General features: G+C 62.6%; 20 protein-coding genes. 4 read left to right on the top strand and 16 right to left on the bottom strand.

Going from position 1 to position 18,658, the window contains the following annotated elements; all coding sequences use genetic code 11:
- Positions 1–113 precede the first annotated feature (113 nt).
- Both pgeF and rluD read right to left on the bottom strand, forming a co-directional pair.
- Entirely contained in the window at positions 114–854 is a 741-nt protein-coding gene (gene pgeF / locus ACIPZG_RS25920; protein WP_400718225.1) for a peptidoglycan editing factor PgeF, read from the bottom strand.
- Entirely contained in the window at positions 851–1,813 is a 963-nt protein-coding gene (gene rluD, locus ACIPZG_RS25915) for a 23S rRNA pseudouridine(1911/1915/1917) synthase RluD (protein WP_043272812.1), read from the bottom strand. Before rluD ends, pgeF begins: the two co-directional genes overlap by 4 nt.
- A 147-nt stretch (positions 1,814–1,960) precedes the next feature.
- On the opposite strand from rluD, the gene ACIPZG_RS25910 reads away from it, so the two are divergent.
- A complete protein-coding gene (locus ACIPZG_RS25910) occupies positions 1,961–2,980 on the top strand; it encodes an outer membrane protein assembly factor BamD (RefSeq protein WP_008090121.1) in 1,020 nt (339 codons plus the stop codon).
- Positions 2,981–3,073: 93 nt separating this feature from the next.
- A complete protein-coding gene (locus ACIPZG_RS25905) occupies positions 3,074–3,304 on the top strand; it encodes a PP0621 family protein (protein WP_008090119.1) in 231 nt (76 codons plus the stop codon).
- Positions 3,305–3,432: 128 nt separating this feature from the next.
- Here the strand turns inward: ACIPZG_RS25905 and thiO are convergent, their stop codons facing one another.
- Genes thiO through ACIPZG_RS25880 form a run of 5 tightly spaced genes read right to left on the bottom strand, consistent with a single transcriptional unit; the run spans position 3,433 to position 6,273 of the window.
- Positions 3,433–4,530 (bottom strand): glycine oxidase ThiO, encoded by a 1,098-nt coding sequence (thiO, locus tag ACIPZG_RS25900; RefSeq protein ID WP_400718223.1) that lies wholly within the window; start codon positions 4,528–4,530, stop codon positions 3,433–3,435.
- A 53-nt stretch (positions 4,531–4,583) separates the two neighbouring features.
- On the bottom strand, positions 4,584–4,973 hold the full coding sequence (locus tag ACIPZG_RS25895) for a type IV pilin protein (RefSeq protein WP_400718221.1): 390 nt from the start codon (positions 4,971–4,973) through the stop codon (positions 4,584–4,586).
- A 1-nt stretch (position 4,974) separates the two neighbouring features.
- Positions 4,975–5,448, bottom strand: a complete 474-nt coding sequence (locus ACIPZG_RS25890; RefSeq protein WP_400718218.1) for a hypothetical protein — start codon at positions 5,446–5,448, stop codon at positions 4,975–4,977.
- On the bottom strand, positions 5,445–6,092 hold the full coding sequence (locus ACIPZG_RS25885) for a PilW family protein (RefSeq protein WP_400718216.1): 648 nt from the start codon (positions 6,090–6,092) through the stop codon (positions 5,445–5,447). The genes ACIPZG_RS25890 and ACIPZG_RS25885 overlap by 4 nt, the downstream gene beginning before the upstream one ends.
- Positions 6,082–6,273 (bottom strand): prepilin-type N-terminal cleavage/methylation domain-containing protein, encoded by a 192-nt coding sequence (locus tag ACIPZG_RS25880; RefSeq protein WP_400718214.1) that lies wholly within the window; start codon positions 6,271–6,273, stop codon positions 6,082–6,084. Before ACIPZG_RS25880 ends, ACIPZG_RS25885 begins: the two co-directional genes overlap by 11 nt.
- Before the next feature lie 109 nt (positions 6,274–6,382).
- On the opposite strand from ACIPZG_RS25880, the gene ACIPZG_RS25875 reads away from it, so the two are divergent.
- Positions 6,383–6,859 carry a GspH/FimT family pseudopilin gene (locus ACIPZG_RS25875; RefSeq protein ID WP_400718212.1) on the top strand — a complete coding sequence of 159 codons (477 nt, stop codon included), beginning with the start codon at positions 6,383–6,385 and terminating at the stop codon, positions 6,857–6,859.
- On the opposite strand, the gene ispH is transcribed toward ACIPZG_RS25875, so the two are convergent.
- The 6 genes from ispH to murJ all read right to left on the bottom strand — a co-directional run bounded on the left by ispH (position 6,860) and on the right by murJ (position 14,195).
- A complete protein-coding gene (ispH, locus tag ACIPZG_RS25870) occupies positions 6,860–7,807 on the bottom strand; it encodes a 4-hydroxy-3-methylbut-2-enyl diphosphate reductase (protein ID WP_008090104.1) in 948 nt (315 codons plus the stop codon). It lies immediately after the preceding gene.
- A 14-nt stretch (positions 7,808–7,821) separates the two neighbouring features.
- Positions 7,822–8,259 carry an FKBP-type peptidyl-prolyl cis-trans isomerase gene (gene fkpB / locus ACIPZG_RS25865; protein WP_400718210.1) on the bottom strand — a complete coding sequence of 146 codons (438 nt, stop codon included), beginning with the start codon at positions 8,257–8,259 and terminating at the stop codon, positions 7,822–7,824.
- Positions 8,252–8,767, bottom strand: coding sequence for a signal peptidase II (lspA, locus tag ACIPZG_RS25860; RefSeq protein ID WP_008090100.1), 516 nt, complete (start codon positions 8,765–8,767; stop codon positions 8,252–8,254). The genes fkpB and lspA overlap by 8 nt, the downstream gene beginning before the upstream one ends.
- A complete protein-coding gene (gene ileS, locus ACIPZG_RS25855; protein WP_400718208.1) occupies positions 8,760–11,591 on the bottom strand; it encodes an isoleucine--tRNA ligase in 2,832 nt (943 codons plus the stop codon). Before ileS ends, lspA begins: the two co-directional genes overlap by 8 nt.
- Positions 11,588–12,538 (bottom strand): bifunctional riboflavin kinase/FAD synthetase, encoded by a 951-nt coding sequence (ribF, locus tag ACIPZG_RS25850; protein ID WP_008090097.1) that lies wholly within the window; start codon positions 12,536–12,538, stop codon positions 11,588–11,590. Before ribF ends, ileS begins: the two co-directional genes overlap by 4 nt.
- Before the next feature lie 118 nt (positions 12,539–12,656).
- The gene (murJ, locus tag ACIPZG_RS25845; RefSeq protein ID WP_400718206.1) at positions 12,657–14,195 is read right to left on the bottom strand and encodes a murein biosynthesis integral membrane protein MurJ; all 1,539 of its coding nucleotides are present in this window, start codon (positions 14,193–14,195) and stop codon (positions 12,657–12,659) included.
- A 249-nt stretch (positions 14,196–14,444) separates the two neighbouring features.
- Here murJ and rpsT point away from each other — a divergent pair, with 249 nt between their 5' ends.
- Positions 14,445–14,723: a 30S ribosomal protein S20 gene (gene rpsT, locus ACIPZG_RS25840; protein ID WP_003247625.1), complete on the top strand. Its 279-nt coding sequence runs from the start codon at positions 14,445–14,447 to the stop codon at positions 14,721–14,723.
- 184 nt (positions 14,724–14,907) lie between these two features.
- Here the strand turns inward: rpsT and ACIPZG_RS25835 are convergent, their stop codons facing one another.
- Genes ACIPZG_RS25835 through ACIPZG_RS25825 form a run of 3 tightly spaced genes read right to left on the bottom strand, consistent with a single transcriptional unit; the run spans position 14,908 to position 18,461 of the window.
- The gene (locus tag ACIPZG_RS25835; protein ID WP_400718205.1) at positions 14,908–17,208 is read right to left on the bottom strand and encodes an MlaD family protein; all 2,301 of its coding nucleotides are present in this window, start codon (positions 17,206–17,208) and stop codon (positions 14,908–14,910) included.
- Positions 17,201–17,824, bottom strand: coding sequence for a paraquat-inducible protein A (locus ACIPZG_RS25830; RefSeq protein WP_400718202.1), 624 nt, complete (start codon positions 17,822–17,824; stop codon positions 17,201–17,203). Before ACIPZG_RS25830 ends, ACIPZG_RS25835 begins: the two co-directional genes overlap by 8 nt.
- Positions 17,811–18,461, bottom strand: coding sequence for a paraquat-inducible protein A (locus ACIPZG_RS25825; RefSeq protein WP_400718199.1), 651 nt, complete (start codon positions 18,459–18,461; stop codon positions 17,811–17,813). The genes ACIPZG_RS25830 and ACIPZG_RS25825 overlap by 14 nt, the downstream gene beginning before the upstream one ends.
- Between the last annotated feature and the right edge of the window lie 197 nt (positions 18,462–18,658).

The following is an 18,658-nucleotide window of genomic DNA, read 5'->3' as shown; positions in this document are numbered from 1 at the left end:
CCTGAGATGACCTTATAGATAAGGCTGATTCTGGAAGATTCAAGCGTAGCGGGGTTGACCGGGGTCAGTCTGATGGATTAATGGGGCTTGTCCCGCGAAGAGGCCGCTACTGACTAGCGAGGATCCAGCCAGACCATTGAAGCGAAGCGCCCACCCTGCGGGGTACGGCGATAGGAGAAGAACCGCTCATCATTGACCGTGCAGTAGCCCCCGCCATAAACGGCAGTAACCCCACGCGCCGCCAGGCGAATGCGCGCCAGCTCATAGATGTCGGCCATCAGCTTGCCCGGCCGCTCGCCGTCGACAAACGCCCTGCCCGCTTCAGGATGCACCGCGGTAAAGGCATCACGCACCTCCAGCCCCACCTCGAACGCCTGCGGGCCAATGGCCGGGCCCAACCACACCAGCACCTCTTCAGGTGGCAGTGCCAGGCGATCGAGGGTGGCTTCCAATACACCGCCCGCCAACCCACGCCAGCCGGCATGGGCAGCAGCCACGCGCGTACCGGCGCGGTCGCAGAACAGCGCGGGCAGACAATCGGCGGTCATCACGGTACAGGCAATGCCGGGCTGGTCGGTCCAGCTGGCATCGGCTTCGGCCACCGCAGCTGGGTCGGCATCTGCCACCACAAGGCCATGCACCTGCTTGAGCCAGGCCGGCTGGATGGCGAACGCGTCGCTCAGGCGGCGGCGGTTCTCGGCGACCGCAGCGGGGTCGTCGCCCACGTGGTCACCGAGATTGAAAGTCTCATAGGGCGGCAAACTAACGCCGCCCTGACGCGTGGTAACGCAGGCGCGAACCGAGGCCGGGGCCGGCCAGTCGGGGAAAAGCAGCGACTGCGTCAGACCACTCATCCGATAAACGCCTCGCGGTCCTGGTTCAGCAGCGACAACAGCCAGGTGAAGTCGTCCGGCAGCGGCGAAGCCCATTCCATCCGTTCACCGGTGGTCGGGTGATCCAGCGCCAGGAAGCGGGCGTGCAGCGCCTGGCGCGGGAAGTTCTTGACCGCCTCGACCATGGCCACGCTGGCCGCCGGCGGAATGCGGAAACGCACACCGTAAGTCTGGTCGCCGACCAGCGGATAACCCACATGCGCCATGTGCACACGGATCTGGTGGGTACGGCCGGTTTCCAGCTTCACCCGCACATGGGTGTGCGAACGGAAGCGCTTGAGCACCCGGTAGTGGCTGACCGCAGGCTTGCCGCCTTCAGTTACCGCCATGCGCTGGCGCACGCCACCGTGACGGCCGATTGGCGCGTCGATCTTGCCCCCGGCGATCACCACCCCCACCACGATGCACTCGTAGATCCGGCTGACCGTGCGGCTTTGCAGCTGCTCGACCAGCTTGGTCTGCGCTTGCAGGGTCTTGGCGACGACCATCAGACCGGTGGTGTCCTTGTCCAGGCGGTGGACAATGCCCGCACGCGGCACGTTGATGATATCCGGCACATGGTGCAGCAACGCGTTGAGCAGGGTGCCACTGGCATGCCCGGCAGCCGGGTGCACCACCAGGCCGGCTGGCTTGTTGATCACCAGGATCTGGTCGTCTTCATAGACGATGTCCAGTTCGATGTCTTCGGCCACCCACTCGCCCTGGGCCTCTTGCTCGGCCTCCAAGGCAAGCAGCGAGCCACCATGGACGGTATCTCGAGGGCGCAGGACTGCGCCGTCGACCGTCAGGCGGCCCTCTTTGATCCACGAAGTCAGCCGCGAACGCGAGTACTCTGCGAACAATTGGGCGGCGACCTGGTCGAGGCGTTGACCGCCCAGTTCGGACGGTACCTCTGCGCTAAGTTGAATGATCTCGGACATGCTCGATTCGGCGGGCGTACAGCCTTTGGTTTCGACTGCACGCTTGTGGTTAAATACGGCTTCTTTTGTCCCGGGGTTGGCCGGGGCGCTCATCATAACAGGACGGCTCCGCCCAAGACAGCGGCCGTCAAAGGGACGCAAGCCGCCATGCAAGTGAAACACCTGCTGCTGATCGCCATCCTCGGGCTCACCGCGGCCTGTTCCTCCAATAAGGAAGTCATTGACGAGAACCTCAGCGAGGCCGAGCTGTACCAGCAGGCCCAGGCTGACCTGGACAATTCCAGCTACACCAGTGCAGTGAACAAGCTCAAGGCCCTGGAGTCGCGTTACCCGTTCGGCCGCTACGCCGACCAGGCGCAGCTCGAGCTGATCTACGCCAACTACAAGAACGCCGAGCCCGAGGCCGCCAAATCGGCTGCCGAGCGCTTCATCCGCCTGCACCCGCAGCACCCGAACGTCGATTACGCCTACTACCTCAAGGGCCTGACCTCGTTCGACCAGGACCGTGGCCTGCTGGCGCGCTTCCTGCCGCTGGACATGACCAAGCGTGACCCGGGTGCCGCCCGCGACTCGTACAACGAGTTCGCCCAGCTGACCAGCCGCTTCCCCAATAGCCGCTACGCGCCGGACGCCAAGCAGCGCATGATCTACCTGCGCAACCTGCTGGCCGCCTACGAAATCCACGTGGCCGACTACTACCTGACCCGCCAGGCGTACGTCGCCGCCGCCAACCGTGGCCGCTACGTGGTAGAGAACTTCCAGGAAACCCCATCGGTCGGTGACGGCCTGGCGGTGATGGTCGAGGCCTACCAGAAGATGCACCTGGACGACCTGGCCGCCACCAGCCTGGAAACCCTCAAGCTCAACTACCCGAACCACCCGAGCCTGGTCGATGGCCAGTTCGAGCCCAAGCAGACCGAGTCTGATGGCCGCAGCTGGCTGTCCAAGGCCACCCTGGGCATGATCGAGACCGATACCCCGCTGCCACCGGGCGAAACCCGCGCCAACCAGGACGTGGTCCGCCAGTTCCAGGACGCCCGCTCCGAAATGCCGGAAGAGCTGCTGCCCAAGGACGAGAACGGCGACCCGATCCTGCCGGAAGGGCCGAAGGAAGCCGAGAAAGACCGCTCGTGGTTCAGCTACATGACCTTTGGTCTGTTCGACTGATTCAAGCGCAAATAGAAAGGGAGGCCAAGGGCCTCCCTTTTTTATTGGCAGCATCCTAGACTGTCGCCTTCATCATTCGACAAGCTGGACACCATGGTTCGTCTACTTTTCTGGATCGCCGTGATCGCCGCCGCGTACTGGCTGTGGCGCAAATTCAAGATCAGCCAGCAATCGCCTTCCGAACCGAAGCTCGACGCCCCGCTGAAAATGGTGCGCTGCGCCCATTGCGGGGTGCACCTGCCCAATGACCGGGCGCTGCACCGGGGTAACGAGTGGTATTGCAGCCCGGCGCACCTGGAGCAGGGGCCCGGGCGCCAGGGCTGACTGCCGACCTCACTGGCCCTATCGCTGGCAAGCCAGCTCCCACAGGTACACCACCGTTTTCTAATCCTGTGGTGTACCTGTGGGAGCCGGCTTGCCGGCGATTGGCCCGCACAGCTGGCCCGGCGATGTCAGCCCAAACGCCCTTCTGGCGCATACGGCGCCGGATCGATAATCGGCTCCCCCCCCGTCAACAAGTCAGTGAACAACTGGCACGAAGCCGGCGCCAGCACCAACCCATTGCGGTAATGCCCGCAGTTCAGCCACAGCCCGTCATGCCCAGGCACCCGCCCGATATACGGAACACCTTCGGGTGAACCTGGCCGCAATCCAGCCCAGTGCCCCACCACTTCGGCGCCCTCAAGCTCGGGCAGCAATTCGATTGCCGAGGCCTTCAGGCTGGCCAACGCCTCCTCGGTCGGAGTCTTGTCGTACCCGGCGTGCTCCAAGGTGCTGCCCACCAGAATATGCCCATCCCGCCGCGGGATCGCATAGCGCCCCTTGGCCAGGACCATGCTCGGCAGAAAATCCTCGGCGCACTTGAACAGGATCATCTGGCCTTTCACCGGTTCCACCGGCAGCTCAAGGCCAAGTGTGCGCAGCAGGTCGCCGCTCCAGGCGCCAGCGCTGAGCACGACATCATCGGCCTGCAGCACACCCTCTTCGGTCTGCACGCCGGTGACGCGCCCACCCTCCTGAACAAAACCGGTGATCTGGCAGTGTTCGCGCAACGTCACGTTGGGCATAGCCTGCAGCGCCGCCTTGAGCGACTTGACCAGCCGGGGGTTGCGCACGTTGGCCACGCCCGCCATGAAGATCGCGCGCTTGAAACCCGGGCCCAGTACCGGCACGGCATCATAGGCAGCCGAGATATCCACGGCGCTCAATGGCCGCCCCTCGCGTTCGGCCCAGGCCAGGGCCTCGGCCTCGTCATCCAGGTCGAGCCAGTACAGGCCCGTGGTGTGAACTTCCGGATCGAGGCCCGTGCTGGCGAACAGGCGCTCGCCCAGCTGTGGATAAAAATCCTGCGACCAGTGCGCCAGGGCGGTCACCGCCGGGCTGTAGCGCCAAGGGTACAGCGGCGAGACGATACCGCCACCGGCCCAAGACGACTCGCGGCCGACTTCGCCTTGATCACACACCACCACCTGTCCGACCTTCGCCGCCAGGTTGAATGCTGTCAGCAGGCCGATCACCCCGCCGCCGACCACCACTACTTGCTTGCTCATCTGTCGATCCAACACCTGAAGTAAAACCGCGATGCATGGGCATCATTCACCCCTCAGCTTCCCCAACAGCGCTCGCCGGCCTCGACGCCGCCTGGATTGCTGCGCACGAGCGCCTGGTCGAGCTGGTAATCGCCACAGCGGTCGTCGGCCATCAGACCATGCGGCAAGCGCCGGGCAAGCAGCGTGAAGGTGTCGCTGCCGCGAATGGCCTGCAGGCGGTAGTGACGATTGGCGATGGGCAACGCAGGGTCGCCTTCGGCGTACTGGCCAGTGCGCATGCGATGCTGCTCAAGGCGCAGGGCGGCGTCATGCAGCAGGCCGACCACTTCGCTGCGTGCGGCTCGCCGGAGCTGGTCGCTGTAACTGGGGTAGGCAATGGCTGCCAGAATGCCGGTGACGGCCATGACAATCAACAACTCGATCAGGCTCAGGCCTTGCTGCATGTCAGTCTTCCCTCAGTCTCTGGCGCCAGAGGATGCGCTGGGGCGCTTGGGTTTGAGCGGTTGGCACGGCATAGACGGCTTCCAACACCTGCCTGGCTGCCAGTTGCTGGCTGACCGCGGTCACTCGGTACAAGGTGACCTGCTCGCCTTCCGGCATATGCACGGCTTTGCGGGTGACGCCCAGGTTCTGTAGTTGGTAGTAGCCGCTCTTGGTGCTTTGCCATGGCCCTTGCAGTTCGTGAGGCCTCGTCGGCGGCAGGCAACCTTCGCAAAGCTCAGGCGGCCCCCGTCTAAATGCCTCCTCACCAGCCCGTAGTGCGCCCTCCGCCTGTTCGAATGCCAACAAGCCATCGCGCATGACGCCTGTCATTCGTGTTTCAACCAGCGCATCGCGCAGGGCTGAGGCAGACAACAGGCTCAATAACAGGCACAGCACCAGCGCCAGCAGCAAGACCACACCCCGCTGGCGGTTCATGGCCCAGGCACCGGATTGCGCAGCGCTACGCTCAGCTCATGGTGTTGCTCGATCTGAAGCGCTGGCTCATACATCGTCAGTCGCAGGTCGACCCTCTGCCCTTGCGGGCTTTGTACAAGTGCCACATGCAGTTCACGAACATGATCGACCAGAGGCTGGCTATGATTGCGCCTTGTGAACATGAGCGTGGTGCCTGACAACGCGTAGCGAATGCGGCTGATGGGAATTGCCATGAGTTGGTCTGTGCCCGGGTAGCGCCCGCTTTCCACCCGCGCCTCCCGTCTACAGTCCGTCAGCAGAGTCCAATCCGCAGCTCCGGTATGTCCAGGCAACTCGGCGACGACCAGACTCAGGCTGGACGGGCCAATCTCCAGTGGCCGGGCGAAGGCCTGCCGGGCTGTCGGAGCCTTGAAGTCATCGGGCTGCAGTCGCAGGCAACCGAACATCCCGGCCTGGCGGATATCCTGTGCCATGCGCAACAGCGCCAACCGAGCGTCATCCTGCAAGCGCAATGCAGCACTTTGCAGGCGCCAGCTCTGGTGGGCGGAGGTAAATAGTTGAGTGGTCGCCGCCAGCACCATCAGCCCGACGGCCAGCGCCAGCGTGGCTTCGAGCAAACCGAAACCGCACTGACTACGCCTCATTGCCGGCGCCCTTCTCATACTCACTGTGCGCCGCCATCGCGGCCTGACCATCGCGACGTGCACTCTCGACGGCCTGCAGCGCCTTGAGCTGCAAGGCAGCTGCGGCAAAAATGCCCACGGCCACCACCAGCACAGCCAACAGCACTTCCAAAAGCGTCATGCCCTGCTGCTTTGTGTGCATCCCTGCACCTCCTGCGACTTTTCCCGCAATTGCCCTGAACTTGCTCGACTGGACCTCATGTCCACCGACCGTGAAGCTACAGCGAAGCACTTCCAGGGAGGAATGCACGGTGAAGCAACGAGGGGTAACACTGATACAAATGATGTTTGCCTTGGCCACTGCCGCTTTGCTGACACATCTCGGTATGCCGGCCTACGCCAGGTTGAGCGATGACCTGCACAGAGCGGCAGCAGCCCGGGATCTGGCTCATGCACTGCGAAGCGCGCGCAGCCACGCCATGCTGCAGGGGCAGCCGGTGATGGTGCAGCCGTTGGAAAACGACTGGGGGAAAGGCTGGCGCGTAATGCTCGAAAGCAACCACCAGTTGTTACGCGAACACCGCCTTGCACGACCCTTGATCATCGCGAGCAATACCGGTGAGCAGGTGAGGTTCAGTGCGCTGGGGGTACCCCTGGGGCCAACCAACAACTTCACAGGCGCAACGCTGGAAATTTGTGGCAGCCAGTATCACGTTGTACTGGCAAGCGCCGGCAGGATAAGCCTGCGCACGGAGGACCGAGAGAATCCCCTGTGCGCAGGCCGCTGATCAGATCAGCGAGCGAACCCGCAGCTCTTTGGGCATGGAGAACGTGATGTTCTCCGGGCGCCCATCCAGCTCTTCGGCGCCAGTGGCACCCCAGGCTTTGAGCTGGTCGATCACGCCACGTACCAGCACTTCGGGGGCCGAAGCACCGGCCGTGATGCCGATCCGCGCCGCCTGGTCGAACCAGTCGCGCTGCATATCCTCGGCGCCATCGATCAGATAGGCCGGGGTACCCATGCGCTCTGCCAGCTCACGCAAGCGGTTGGAGTTCGAGCTGTTGGGGCTGCCCACCACCAGCACCACGTCACACTCGTCGGCCAGTTGCTTGACGGCATCCTGGCGGTTCTGTGTGGCGTAGCAGATGTCGTCCTTGCGCGGGCCACCGATGTTCGGGAAGCGCGCACGCAGGGCGTCGATGACCCGACTGGTATCGTCCATCGACAGCGTGGTCTGGGTGACGAAGGCCAGGTGGTCCGGGTTTTTCACCTGCAACTTGGCGACATCTTCTTCGTCTTCGACGAGGTAGATGGCGCCGCCGTTGCTGGCGTCATACTGGCCCATGGTGCCTTCGACTTCCGGGTGCCCTTCGTGGCCGATCAGGATGGTTTCGCGACCATCACGGCTGTACTTGGCCACCTCGATATGCACCTTGGTGACCAGCGGGCAGGTCGCGTCGAACACCTTCAGGCCGCGGCCGGCGGCTTCCTGGCGCACGGCCTGGGAAACGCCATGGGCACTGAAGATGACGATGACATCGTCCGGCACCTGGTCCAGCTCCTCGACGAAGATGGCGCCGCGGTTACGCAGGTCTTCCACCACGAACTTGTTGTGCACCACTTCATGGCGCACATAGATCGGCGGGCCGAAGACTTCCAGCGCACGGTTGACGATCTCGATCGCCCGGTCGACCCCCGCGCAGAAGCCGCGTGGGTTGGCGAGTTTGATTTGCATGCTGGGCTCCAGGCTTACAGGGCCTTCACCCCGAGGATCTCCACCTCGAAGGTCAGGGTCTTGCCAGCCAGTGGGTGATTGAAGTCGATGGTTACCTGGTCGTCATCGAACGCTTTGACCACACCCGGCAGCTCGGTGTTGGCGGCATCGTTGAAGATGATCAGCAACCCTTCGGACAACTCCATGCCGTCGAAATTGGACCGCGGCATGACCTGCACGTTCTGCGGGTTAGGCTGGCCGAAGGCATTCTCCGGGGCTACCACCACGGTGCGCTTGTCACCGGCCTTGAAGCCGAACAGCGCGCTCTCGAAACCAGGCAGCAGGTTGCCGTCGCCGACCTTGAAAGTGGCAGGGGCCTTGTCGAACGTGCTGTCGACGGTGTCGCCGTTTTCCAGGTGCAGCGCGAAGTGCAGGGTGACTTCGGTGTTCTGGCCGATACGGGTGTCAGTCATGGACCGGATCCTCGGACTTCTTGCTCTTGAACATATCCAGCGCCAGCATCACCGCACCAACGGTGATGGCGCTGTCGGCCAGGTTGAAGGCCGGGAAATGATGAATATTCTTCCAATGCACCAGGATGAAATCGACCACATGGCCAAGCACGATGCGGTCGTAGAGGTTACCCAGCGCGCCGCCAAGCACCAGCGCCAGCGCAACCGCCAGCCAGGTCTCGTTGCGCCCAAGGCGCTTGAGCCAGACCACCAGCACACCGCTGACCACCACGGCGATCAGGGCGAACAACCAGCGCTGCCAGCCGGAGCTGTCGGCCAGGAAGCTGAACGCGGCGCCGGTGTTGTAGGCCAAGGTCCAGCTGAAGTAGTCAGGGATGACCACGATCTGCTGGTACATGCTCAGTGCATTGTTGAAATACAGCTTGGTGGCCTGGTCCAGGACCAGTACCACCAGGCTTAGCCAGAGCCAGGCAAGGCGCCCGAAGCGCCCCGCTGCAGGGTTAGGCATAGTGGCGCACCTCGCCCGAACCGCTCAGGTTGTCGACGCAACGCTCGCAGATTTCCGGATGCTCCGGGTGGCTGCCGACGTCGGCGCGGAAGTGCCAGCAACGGCCGCACTTGGCGTGACCGGACTTGACCACTTTCAGCTTGAGGCCTTCGACTTCGGTGGCCACCGCTTCGGCCGGCGCCTGGGTGAATGGCACCACGCTGGCGGCGGAGGTGATCAGCACGAAGCGCAGCTCGTCGCCCAGCTTGCCCAGGTCGGCGCTCAGGCCTTCGTCGGCGAACAGGGTGACTTCAGCCTGCAGGTTGCCGCCGATGACCTTGGCGGTGCGCTGGTTTTCCAGCTCCTTGTTCACCGCGGCCTTGACCGCCATCACGCGGTCCCAGTAGGCGCGGTCCAGCTCGGTGCCTTCCGGCAGCTCGCTCAGGCCTTGGTACCAGCCGTTGAGCATGACCGACTCGTTGCGCTCGCCCGGCAGGTACTGCCAGATTTCGTCGGCGGTGAAGGCCAGGATCGGCGCGATCCAGCGCACCAGCGCCTCGCTGATGTGGTACAGCGCGGTCTGGCAGGAACGGCGAGCGACACTGTTGGCGCCGGTGGTGTACTGGCGGTCCTTGATGATGTCGAGGTAGAAGCCGCCCAGCTCCTGCACGCAGAAGTTGTGGATCTTCGAGTAGACGTTCCAGAAACGGTATTCGCCGTAGTGCTCTTCCAGCTCGCGCTGCAGCAGCAGGGTGCGATCCACGGCCCAACGGTCCAGGGCAATCATTTCTTCCGGCGCCAGCAAGTCGCGGGAAGGGTCGAAGCCGGACAGGTTGGAGAGCAGGAAGCGCGCGGTGTTGCGGATACGGCGGTAGGCATCGGCACTGCGCTGCAGGATCTGCTCGGAAACGGCCATTTCACCGGAGTAGTCGGTGGCCGAGACCCACAGGCGCAGAATGTCGGCACCCAAGGTGTTGTTGACCTTCTCTGGCTCGATGGTATTGCCCAGCGACTTGGACATCTTGCGGCCGCTCTCGTCCACGGTGAAACCGTGGGTCAGCAGCTCGCGGTACGGCGCGTGGTTGTCGATCGCGCAACCGGTCAGCAGGGACGAGTGGAACCAGCCACGGTGCTGGTCGGAACCTTCCAGGTACAGGTCGGCGCGCGGGCCGGTGGCGTGGCCGATGTCGTGCGAACCGCGCAGGACGTGCCAGTGCGTGGTACCGGAGTCGAACCAGACGTCCAGGGTGTCGGCGATCTTGTCGTACTGGCCAGCTTCGTCACCGAGCAGTTCGGCGGCGTCCAGCTTGAACCAGGCTTCGATGCCTTCTTGCTCGACGCGCTTGGCAACTTGCTCCATCAGTTCGACGGTGCGCGGGTGCAGCTCGCCGGTCTGCTTGTGCAGGAAGAACGGGATCGGCACGCCCCAGTTGCGCTGACGCGAGATGCACCAGTCCGGGCGGTTGGCGATCATCGAGTGCAGGCGTGCCTGGCCCCAGGCCGGGACGAACTTGGTGTCTTCGATGGCTTTCAGTGCGCGCTCGCGCAGCGGCTCGCCAGTGCTCGGCTGCTTGTCCATGCCGACGAACCACTGCGCGGTGGCGCGGTAGATCAGCGGGGTCTTGTGGCGCCAGCAGTGCATGTAGCTGTGGCTGATGGTTTCGGTGTGCATCAGCGCACCGACTTCGCTCAGCTTCTCGACGATGGCCGGGTTGGCCTTCCAGATGAACTGGCCACCATAGAACGGCAGCGACTCGACGTACACGCCGTTGCTCTGCACCGGGGTGAGGATGTCGTCGTTGACCATGCCGTAACGCTTGCAGGTGACGAAGTCGTCTTCACCGTAGGCCGGTGCGGAGTGGACCACGCCAGTGCCGGCGCCCAGTTCGACGTAGTCGGCCAGGTAGATCGGCGACAGGCGGTCGTAGAACGGGTGGCGGAAGTTGATCAGTTCCAGGGCCGAACCTTGGGCGGTGGCGATGACCGAGCCTTCCACGTTATAGCGCTTGAGGCAGGACTCGACCAGTTCTTCGGCCAGCACCAGCAGGCGCTCACCGGTGTCGACCAGGGCGTACTTGAACTCCGGGTGGATGTTCAGCGCCTGGTTGGCAGGGATGGTCCACGGGGTGGTGGTCCAGATGACGATGGCGGCAGGCTTGGCCAGGGCTGGCAGGCCGAAGGCAGCGGCCAGCTTGTCGGCGTCGGCGACCGGGAAGGCCACGTCGATGGTCTGGGATTTCTTGTCGGCGTACTCGACTTCGGCCTCGGCCAGTGCCGATGCGCAGTCGAAGCACCAGTTCACAGGCTTGAGGCCCTTGAACACGAAACCTTGCTTGACCATTTCTGCCAGGGCACGGATTTCGCCGGCCTCGTTGGCGAAGTTCATGGTCTTGTAGGGGTTGTCCCAGTCACCCAGCACGCCCAGACGGATGAACTCGGTCTTCTGCCCTTCGATCTGCTCGGCAGCGTACTCGCGGCACAGCTCGCGGGTACGGTCGGCGGTCAGGTGCTTGCCGTGGGTGACTTCGACCTTGTGCTCGATCGGCAGGCCATGGCAGTCCCAGCCCGGCACGTAAGGTGCGTCGAAGCCCGACAGGGTCTTGGAACGGACGATCATGTCCTTGAGAATCTTGTTCAGCGCATGACCGATGTGAATCTTGCCGTTGGCATAGGGCGGGCCGTCGTGCAGGACGAACTTGGGACGATCCTTGCCAATTTCGCGCAGCTTCTGGTACAGGCCAATGCTGTCCCAGCGCTGCAGAATCTGCGGTTCGCGCTGAGGCAGGCCGGCCTTCATGGGGAAGGCGGTGTCCGGAAGGTTAAGCGTGGCTTTGTAGTCGGTCATTTCAGGCTCTTCGTTAGCGGTTGAGCGTGCCAATGTGCACGTGCGGCGGCGATATCCGCATCGATCGCCGACTTCAGCGCCTCCAGGGAGGCGAATCGCTGCTCTTCACGCAGCTTGTGGTGGAATTCCACCGTCAGGCGCCGGCCATACAGATCGCCGGCATAATCCAGTAGATGAATCTCGAGGTGCGGGCGGCCGTCACCGGCCACGGTGGGGCGTACCCCGATGTTGCCGACACCCGGCCAGGCCTTGCCGTCGATTTCGATGCTGGCCAGATATACCCCGGACAGCGGCACGCGGCGGCGCTTGAGCTGGATGTTGGCAGTGGGCGTGCCCAGCTGGCGGGCCAACTTCTGGCCGTGCAACACGCGCCCGGTGATGCGATAGGGGCGGCCCAGCAAGTGCTCGGCCAGCTCGAAGTTGCCTTCTGAAAGCGCCTTGCGCACCTCGGTGCTGCTGACCCGCAGGCCATCCTGGATCACCGTGTTGGCGGCCTCGACGGTGAACCCGTATTGCTTGCCGGCATCGACCAGGAAGGCGAAATCGCCGGCACGGTCGCAACCGAAGCGGAAGTCGTCGCCGACTTCGAGGTGGCGCACGCCCAGGCCGTCGACCAGGATCGCCTTGACGAATTCATCGGCGCTGAGCTTGCTCAGGCGCTGATTGAAAGCCAGGCACAGCACCCGGTCGATCCCTTCAGCGGCCAGCAGCTCGACCTTGTCGCGCAGGCGCGCCAGGCGGGCCGGTGCGGTGTCGGGAGCAAAATACTCGCGCGGCTGCGGTTCGAAGATCACCACGCAGGTCGGCAGGCCCAAAGCCTGGCCGCGCTCGCGCAGACGCGCCAGGATAGCCTGGTGGCCACGGTGAACCCCGTCGAAGTTGCCAATGGTGGCGACACAGCCCCGGTGCTCGGGGCGCAGGTTGTGAAGACCTCGAACCAGCTGCATAACGCGCTTCTTGCTCATAAAGTGGCCGATTATAACCACACCCGGGCGCTGGTGACAGGCAGCAGCGCCCGGGGGCGGCGTGGAATACGAAAAACCGACGCCTGACCCGCCTCGTGTCTCAGTGCAGGGCCTTGCGGGCGAAATGCCGGGGCCTGAAGCCACACAGGTAGAGGCAACCGAAATAAGTCACGACGCCTGCCAGGATCAACGCGCCCAGACGCACGAAGCGCTCAAGCATGTTGCCTTGTTCCCAGGCCGGCAGATAGTGCATGCCCACTAGCAGGACCGCGGACATCAGCGTCACCGCCAGCACCAGCTTGAGCAGGAACATCGTCCAGCCCGGCTGGGGTTGGAACAACTGCTGGCTGCGCAGCTTCCAGAACAGCAGGCTGGCGTTCAGGCAGGCACCGAGGCTGATCGCCAGGGCCAGGCCGGCGTGCTTGAGCGGGCCGACCAGCGCCAGGTTGAACAGCTGGGTGCAGACCAGGGTGAAGATCGCGATCTTCACCGGCGTGCGGATATTCTGCTGCGCATAGAAGCCCGGTGCCAGTACCTTGACCAGAATGATTGCCAGCAGGCCGACCGAATAGGCGATCAGCGCGCGCTGGGTCATGGCCGCATCGAAGGCACTGAACTTGCCATACTGGAACAACGCCACGGTCAGCGGCTCTGCCAGAATCGCCAGGGCCAGCGTGCAGGGCAATACCAGCAGGAAGCACAGGCGCAGGCCCCAGTCCATGATTCGCGAATACTCTTCACGGTCCTTGTTGGCGTAGGTCTTGGCCAGGGTCGGCAGGAGAATGGTGCCCAGCGCCACGCCGAGCACGCCCGAGGGCAGCTCCATCAGGCGGTCGGCGTAGTACATCCAGGACACCGAGCCGGCCACCAGGAAGGAGGCGAAGATGGTATTGATGATCAGCGAGATCTGGCTCACCGAGACGCCGAGAATCGCCGGCAGCATCTGCTTGAGCACCCGCCACACGCCCGTGTCGCGCAGGTTCAGGCGTGGCAGCACGAGCATGCCTATTTTCTTCAGCGCCGGCAGCTGGTACAGCAACTGGGCCAGCCCCCCTGCCAGCACGCCCCAGGCCAGGGCCATGATCGGCGGGTCGAAATACGGCGTGAGCAGCACGGCAAACGCGATCATCGCCACGTTGAGCAAGGTTGGCGTAAAGGCCGGCACCGAGAAGCGGTTCCAGGTATTGAGGATGGCGCCGACCAGGGACGACAGGGAAATCAGCAATATATAAGGGAAGGTCACCCGCAGCAGGTCGGTGGTCAGCTCATATTTCTCGGCGTTGTCGACGAACCCGGGCGCGGTGACCCAGACCACCCAGGGGGCTGCAAGAATGCCGATGGCCGTGACCAGGGCCAGGACCAGCGTCAGCAGGCCGCTTACATAAGCGATGAAAGTACGCGTCGCCTCCTCGCCCTGTTGAGTCTTGTATTCGGCAAGAATCGGCACGAATGCTTGGGAAAAGGCCCCTTCGGCAAAGATGCGTCGCAACAGGTTGGGCAGTTTGAAAGCGATGAAAAATGCGTCGGTGGCGATTCCGGCACCGAATACACGGGCCAGAATGGTATCGCGCACGAAGCCCAACACCCTGGAAATCATGGTGATGGAGCTGACTGCAGCCAGTGATTTGAGCAGATTCATCGAAAAGATTCACGCCAAAGACAGAGGACGCTGCCAGACAGCGTCCGAATGTGCGATACTCCCGCGCCTTCGCAGGGAAGCCAAAATTCCCGAGTTTACAGGTCGCGCAGCAGAAAGGAATCTTTCCCTCCTGTTGGCGCACCGCTCGGCGGAACCCTGCAGGTGGCCTTGACATCCGCTCGACTGATCGGCATGATTCGCGGCCTATTTTGTTTGCTATTTACCTAAAGTCTTTCGAGGAGCTCGACGGTGGCCAACACACCTTCCGCCAAGAAACGTGCAAAACAGGCTGAGAAGCGTCGCAGCCACAACGCCAGCCTGCGTTCCATGGTCCGCACCTACATCAAGAATGTAGTTAAAGCCATCGACGCAAAAGACGCCGAAAAAGCGCAAGCCGCTTACGTTCTGGCTGTACCTGTAATCGACCGTATGGCCGACAAGGGTATCATCCACAAGAACAAAGCAGCTCGCCACAAAGGCCGTCTGAATGGCCACATCAAGGCACTGAAAGAAGCAGCAGCTGCCTAAGCGACGCTTGTCGAAAAACCGACCCTAGGGTCGGTTTTTTATTGCCTGCGATTTGATGATCTTGCCTGTACCGGCCCAATCGTCGGCAAGCCGGCTCCCACAGCTACTCCACAGCTCTTGAAATCGGTGACATTCCTTTGGGAGCCGGCTTGCCGGCGATAGGGGCGCATAGCGCCCCCTAGCACTACTTGGCGATCTGGATCTTCGGCGCCCACTGCAGCCACTCATCCTGCGCCTGGTCGAACAGGGCAAAGGTCTGCTGCGGTCGGGCCGGGTTGCCCATCTGCTCGCCATCGGGCGTGGCGAACGCAATGCCGCCTTCTATGAGCGTTTCCAGCGACTCGGTACGCACCGTAGCCCCTTTGATCAGCCCCCAGTCGAAACCGAACCCGCTGCTGTTCCAGAATCGACTGCCACTGCGCACCAAGGCGGCATATCGCGGCTCGATCAGGATATGGATCAGCACCCGGTCGGCACTCTGGCCCAGCTCATAGCCAGTGACCTTGCCTACGGCGACTTCACGATAGGTCACCGGCACCCCAGGCTTGATCGAGCCACGTCGAGGCGCACTCAGGGTCAGCGGCAAACCGATCTCCTGCCCCACCACCTCGGGCGCTTCGGCCAAGGCGATGAAATCGCGCTGCGGGCCTCTACCCTTGGCTGACGGCTGCACTTCCAGGTATTGCCCACCAATCAGAGTGTCGAGGTTCTCGGTACGCACCAGGCCAAGGGCCGGCTTGACTACCCAGAACTGAGTACCCACCCGCGCGATGCGGTCAGCCGCTTCGGTGATGCGCGCACGCAGCAGCACGGCTTGCAGGTCTTTGGTCAGGTCGACACGTTCGACACTGCCCACATCCAGGCCTCGGAAGCGGATTGGCGTGCCCGCCTTGAGGCCGTCAGCGCGATCGACACGGATCGTGACCAAGGTGCCGCTGCGGTTCACCGCTTCCTGGCTTTCCAACAGGCGGAAACGCGGAATGTGGCGCTTGAGCGCAACGTTCGGGGTCGGTGTGTCGAACGCGATACCGCCAGCCATGAGGGTCTGCAGTGACTCACTCTTGATCTTGATACCAGACAGGCCGCCGGTGAGGGTAATGCCGCTGACGTTCCAGAAGCGCGACGAGCCGTTGACCAGCTTTTCGTACTCTTTCTCGATATGCACGCCAATCAGGATGCGATTGCTGTTGGGGGCGAACTGATAGCTCTGCACGCTGCCGACCTTGACCTGGCGGTACATGACCGGGCTGCCGACCTCCAGCGAACCCAGGGTATCGGCGAACAGCACCAGGTGCAGGCCTGGCGCCCTGAGGTCGAGCGGTGGCGCCTTGGGCCTGGCCTCGAACTCGCGCTGAGGCGTTGCGCCCTTCTCACCGGGGCGGATGGCGATGTAGTTACCTTTGACCAAGGCTTCCAAGCCGGTGATTCCCGCCAACGAGATGGACGGTTTGACCACCCAGAACTGTGTGCCATCAACCAGGTAGTCTTCGGTCAGCGGGTCGAGTGTCAGCTCGGCCATGGCGACGGACAGGTTGTTTTCCATCTTCAGCGCTTTCAGCGAACCGACCTGAATGCCCTTGTACATCACCGGCGTGCGACCGGCTTGCAGGCCTTCATAATCGTTCAACTTGACCTTTACCCGAATCCCCGCCTGGGCCGCGTCGAAGTCTTCGTAGAGACGGAACGGCAAGCTGGGGTCGGTGGGCGGACTGTCCTTGCGGTATTCCGGGGTGGCAAAGGCAATACCGCCTGCGACGATGCTGGACAGCGACTCGCTGCGCACCTTCACACCGGAGAGGTCGGCGTCGATGCTGATCCCGCTGGCGTTCCAGAAGCGCGTGTGCTTGCGCACCAGGCTGGCATAGGCCGGCTCGATGAAGACTTTGACCTCGACCGTGCTCTGGTCATCGGAGAGGCGGTAGCTCTTCACCCGACCGACCTGGATCTGCTTGTAGAAGACCGGGCTATCGCGATTGAGCGATCCCAGCCGCTCGGCTTTGAGCGTAAGGTGCAGACCCGGCTCGCTGTCCGAAAGCGGCGGCGCTACCTTCAACGCAGTAAAGCGCTTGGTCCGCTCACCCTCCCCCGGGCTGACGGCAATGTAATTGCCGGACACCAATGTCTCAAGACCGGTTATACCCGCCAGGCTGACGCTGGGCTTGACCAGCCAGAAACGCGTGCCTTTGGTCAGGTGCGGCTCTGCAGCCTTGTTCATCTCGATGGTGGCGATGACGCCCTGCTTTTCGCCCTTGGCATCGAGCACCAGGCTCTTCACCTTGCCGACCGGCATACCTTTGTAGATGACTTCGGTCTTGTTGGCGACGATGCCCTCGCCGCTCTCGAAACGAACCTCGATTTCCACGCCGGCATCGCGGTAAGCCTGCCAGGCCAGCCAGCCGCCGATCATCAGCGCGATCAGCGGCAGAATCCAGATTGCCGACCAATTGGAGGCGGGGCGGGTTTTGGCCGTAGGCAAGTCACTCATGGTCGTCATCCGACTCCGTGTTATCCCAAATCAGTCGGGGATCGAAAGTTAAAGCAGCAAGCATCGTGAGAATCACCACAGTTGCGAAGGCGACAGCGCCCAGGTTGGCTTCGACACTGGCAATGCGGCCGAAATTCACCACCGCCACCAAAATGGCGATAACGAAGATGTCCAGCATTGACCAGCGCCCTATGAACTCGATGAAGCGGTACATCAGGATCCGTTGCCGCGCCGACAGCGGTTGGCGACGCTGGACGGAATACAGCAGCAGGCCGATACCGATCAGCTTGAACGTCGGTACCAGAATGCTGGCGATGAAAACCACCGCGGCAATCGGCACCATGCCGTGCTTGAGCAGGGCAATGACGCCGGACATGATGGTGTCCGGACTACCCTGCCCCAAGGCACTGATGGTCATGATCGGCAACACGTTGGCCGGGATGTACAGAATCGACGCGGCTATCAGCAGTGCCCAGGTCCGCACGATGCTGTTGGGCCGGCGCGCATGCACGATAGCCCCACAACGCGTGCAGGTCTGCGAACTGCGCTCGCCATCCTGACGATTCAATTCATGACATTCATTGCAGACCAGGATGCCTGCATCAATCGCCCGCATGGAGATCCTCCCCCGACAACGCGCTCCAGATCTGGTGTGGAGACATCACTACCTCTAGCCAGACCTGGACCAGCAGCAGGCTGATGAAGCAGAACAGGCCCAAGCCAACGCTCAGCTCAGCCAGATCCACCAGTTTGACGATCGCGACCAGCACGCCCATGAAGTAGACCTCGAGCATGCCCCAGTCACGTAGGTGGTGATAGACGCGGTAGCACAGCAGGCCATAGCTGCGCCCGATGTTCAGGCGAATGCTCAGCAACACTGCCAGCTGGCACAACAGCTTGAGCAACGGGATGGCCATACTGCAGAGGAACACCACGACAGCGACGCCGCGCATCTCGGAATTGTACAAGCCCACCACACCGCTCCAGACCGTATCGTCTGAAGTCTGGCCTAGCAGGTGCAACTGCATGATTGGCAGGAAATTGGCGGGCACGAAAAGCAGCAGGGCCGTCAGCACCAGGGCCAGGCTACGGTTGACCACATTGTGCCGGTGGGCGTACAGCTCATAGCCACAACGAGGGCATTGGGCCTTTTCGTCATGCTGCAGGGAAGGTTTACGCATCAACAGGTCGCACTCGTGACAGGCGACCAGCTCATCCAGTGGCAACTGCTCTAGGGCTTCGGTTTCAGGCATCTCGGAATTCTGAATAGGTACGTCGGACTATTCTAGTGGCCCAGCTCGAAATGTGGGAGATGACCAAGGCACAGGTTTGGCAGATAGCGTGTTTTGCGGGTAGAAAGACAAAACCCCTACCTGCTCGCGCAGATAGGGGTTTTGCGAAATGAATCTTGACGATGACCTACTCTCACATGGGGAAACCCCACACTACC

Source organism: Pseudomonas sp. NPDC089395, from assembly GCF_044749525.1.
Lineage (GTDB): Bacteria > Pseudomonadota > Gammaproteobacteria > Pseudomonadales > Pseudomonadaceae > Aquipseudomonas.
This window is presented reverse-complemented; position numbering and strand designations above follow the sequence as displayed.

What these genes read in the sequence shown, in the direction of transcription:
- thiO (WP_400718223.1), bottom strand. Translation starts at nt 4,530, where the DNA reads ATGAGCAAGCAAGTAGTGGTGGTCGGCGGCGGGGTGATCGGCCTGCTG.
- rluD (WP_043272812.1), bottom strand. Translation starts at nt 1,813, where the DNA reads ATGTCCGAGATCATTCAACTTAGCGCAGAGGTACCGTCCGAACTGGGC.
- ACIPZG_RS25905 (WP_008090119.1), top strand. Translation starts at nt 3,074, where the DNA reads ATGGTTCGTCTACTTTTCTGGATCGCCGTGATCGCCGCCGCGTACTGG.
- ACIPZG_RS25880 (WP_400718214.1), bottom strand. Translation starts at nt 6,273, where the DNA reads ATGCACACAAAGCAGCAGGGCATGACGCTTTTGGAAGTGCTGTTGGCT.
- ACIPZG_RS25895 (WP_400718221.1), bottom strand. Translation starts at nt 4,973, where the DNA reads ATGCAGCAAGGCCTGAGCCTGATCGAGTTGTTGATTGTCATGGCCGTC.
- lspA (WP_008090100.1), bottom strand. Translation starts at nt 8,767, where the DNA reads ATGCCTAACCCTGCAGCGGGGCGCTTCGGGCGCCTTGCCTGGCTCTGG.
- ribF (WP_008090097.1), bottom strand. Translation starts at nt 12,538, where the DNA reads ATGCAGCTGGTTCGAGGTCTTCACAACCTGCGCCCCGAGCACCGGGGC.
- ACIPZG_RS25890 (WP_400718218.1), bottom strand. Translation starts at nt 5,448, where the DNA reads ATGAACCGCCAGCGGGGTGTGGTCTTGCTGCTGGCGCTGGTGCTGTGC.
- ACIPZG_RS25910 (WP_008090121.1), top strand. Translation starts at nt 1,961, where the DNA reads ATGCAAGTGAAACACCTGCTGCTGATCGCCATCCTCGGGCTCACCGCG.
- murJ (WP_400718206.1), bottom strand. Translation starts at nt 14,195, where the DNA reads ATGAATCTGCTCAAATCACTGGCTGCAGTCAGCTCCATCACCATGATT.
- ACIPZG_RS25830 (WP_400718202.1), bottom strand. Translation starts at nt 17,824, where the DNA reads ATGCGGGCGATTGATGCAGGCATCCTGGTCTGCAATGAATGTCATGAA.
- ACIPZG_RS25825 (WP_400718199.1), bottom strand. Translation starts at nt 18,461, where the DNA reads ATGCCTGAAACCGAAGCCCTAGAGCAGTTGCCACTGGATGAGCTGGTC.
- ACIPZG_RS25885 (WP_400718216.1), bottom strand. Translation starts at nt 6,092, where the DNA reads ATGAGGCGTAGTCAGTGCGGTTTCGGTTTGCTCGAAGCCACGCTGGCG.
- pgeF (WP_400718225.1), bottom strand. Translation starts at nt 854, where the DNA reads ATGAGTGGTCTGACGCAGTCGCTGCTTTTCCCCGACTGGCCGGCCCCG.
- ileS (WP_400718208.1), bottom strand. Translation starts at nt 11,591, where the DNA reads ATGACCGACTACAAAGCCACGCTTAACCTTCCGGACACCGCCTTCCCC.
- ispH (WP_008090104.1), bottom strand. Translation starts at nt 7,807, where the DNA reads ATGCAAATCAAACTCGCCAACCCACGCGGCTTCTGCGCGGGGGTCGAC.
- ACIPZG_RS25835 (WP_400718205.1), bottom strand. Translation starts at nt 17,208, where the DNA reads ATGAGTGACTTGCCTACGGCCAAAACCCGCCCCGCCTCCAATTGGTCG.
- fkpB (WP_400718210.1), bottom strand. Translation starts at nt 8,259, where the DNA reads ATGACTGACACCCGTATCGGCCAGAACACCGAAGTCACCCTGCACTTC.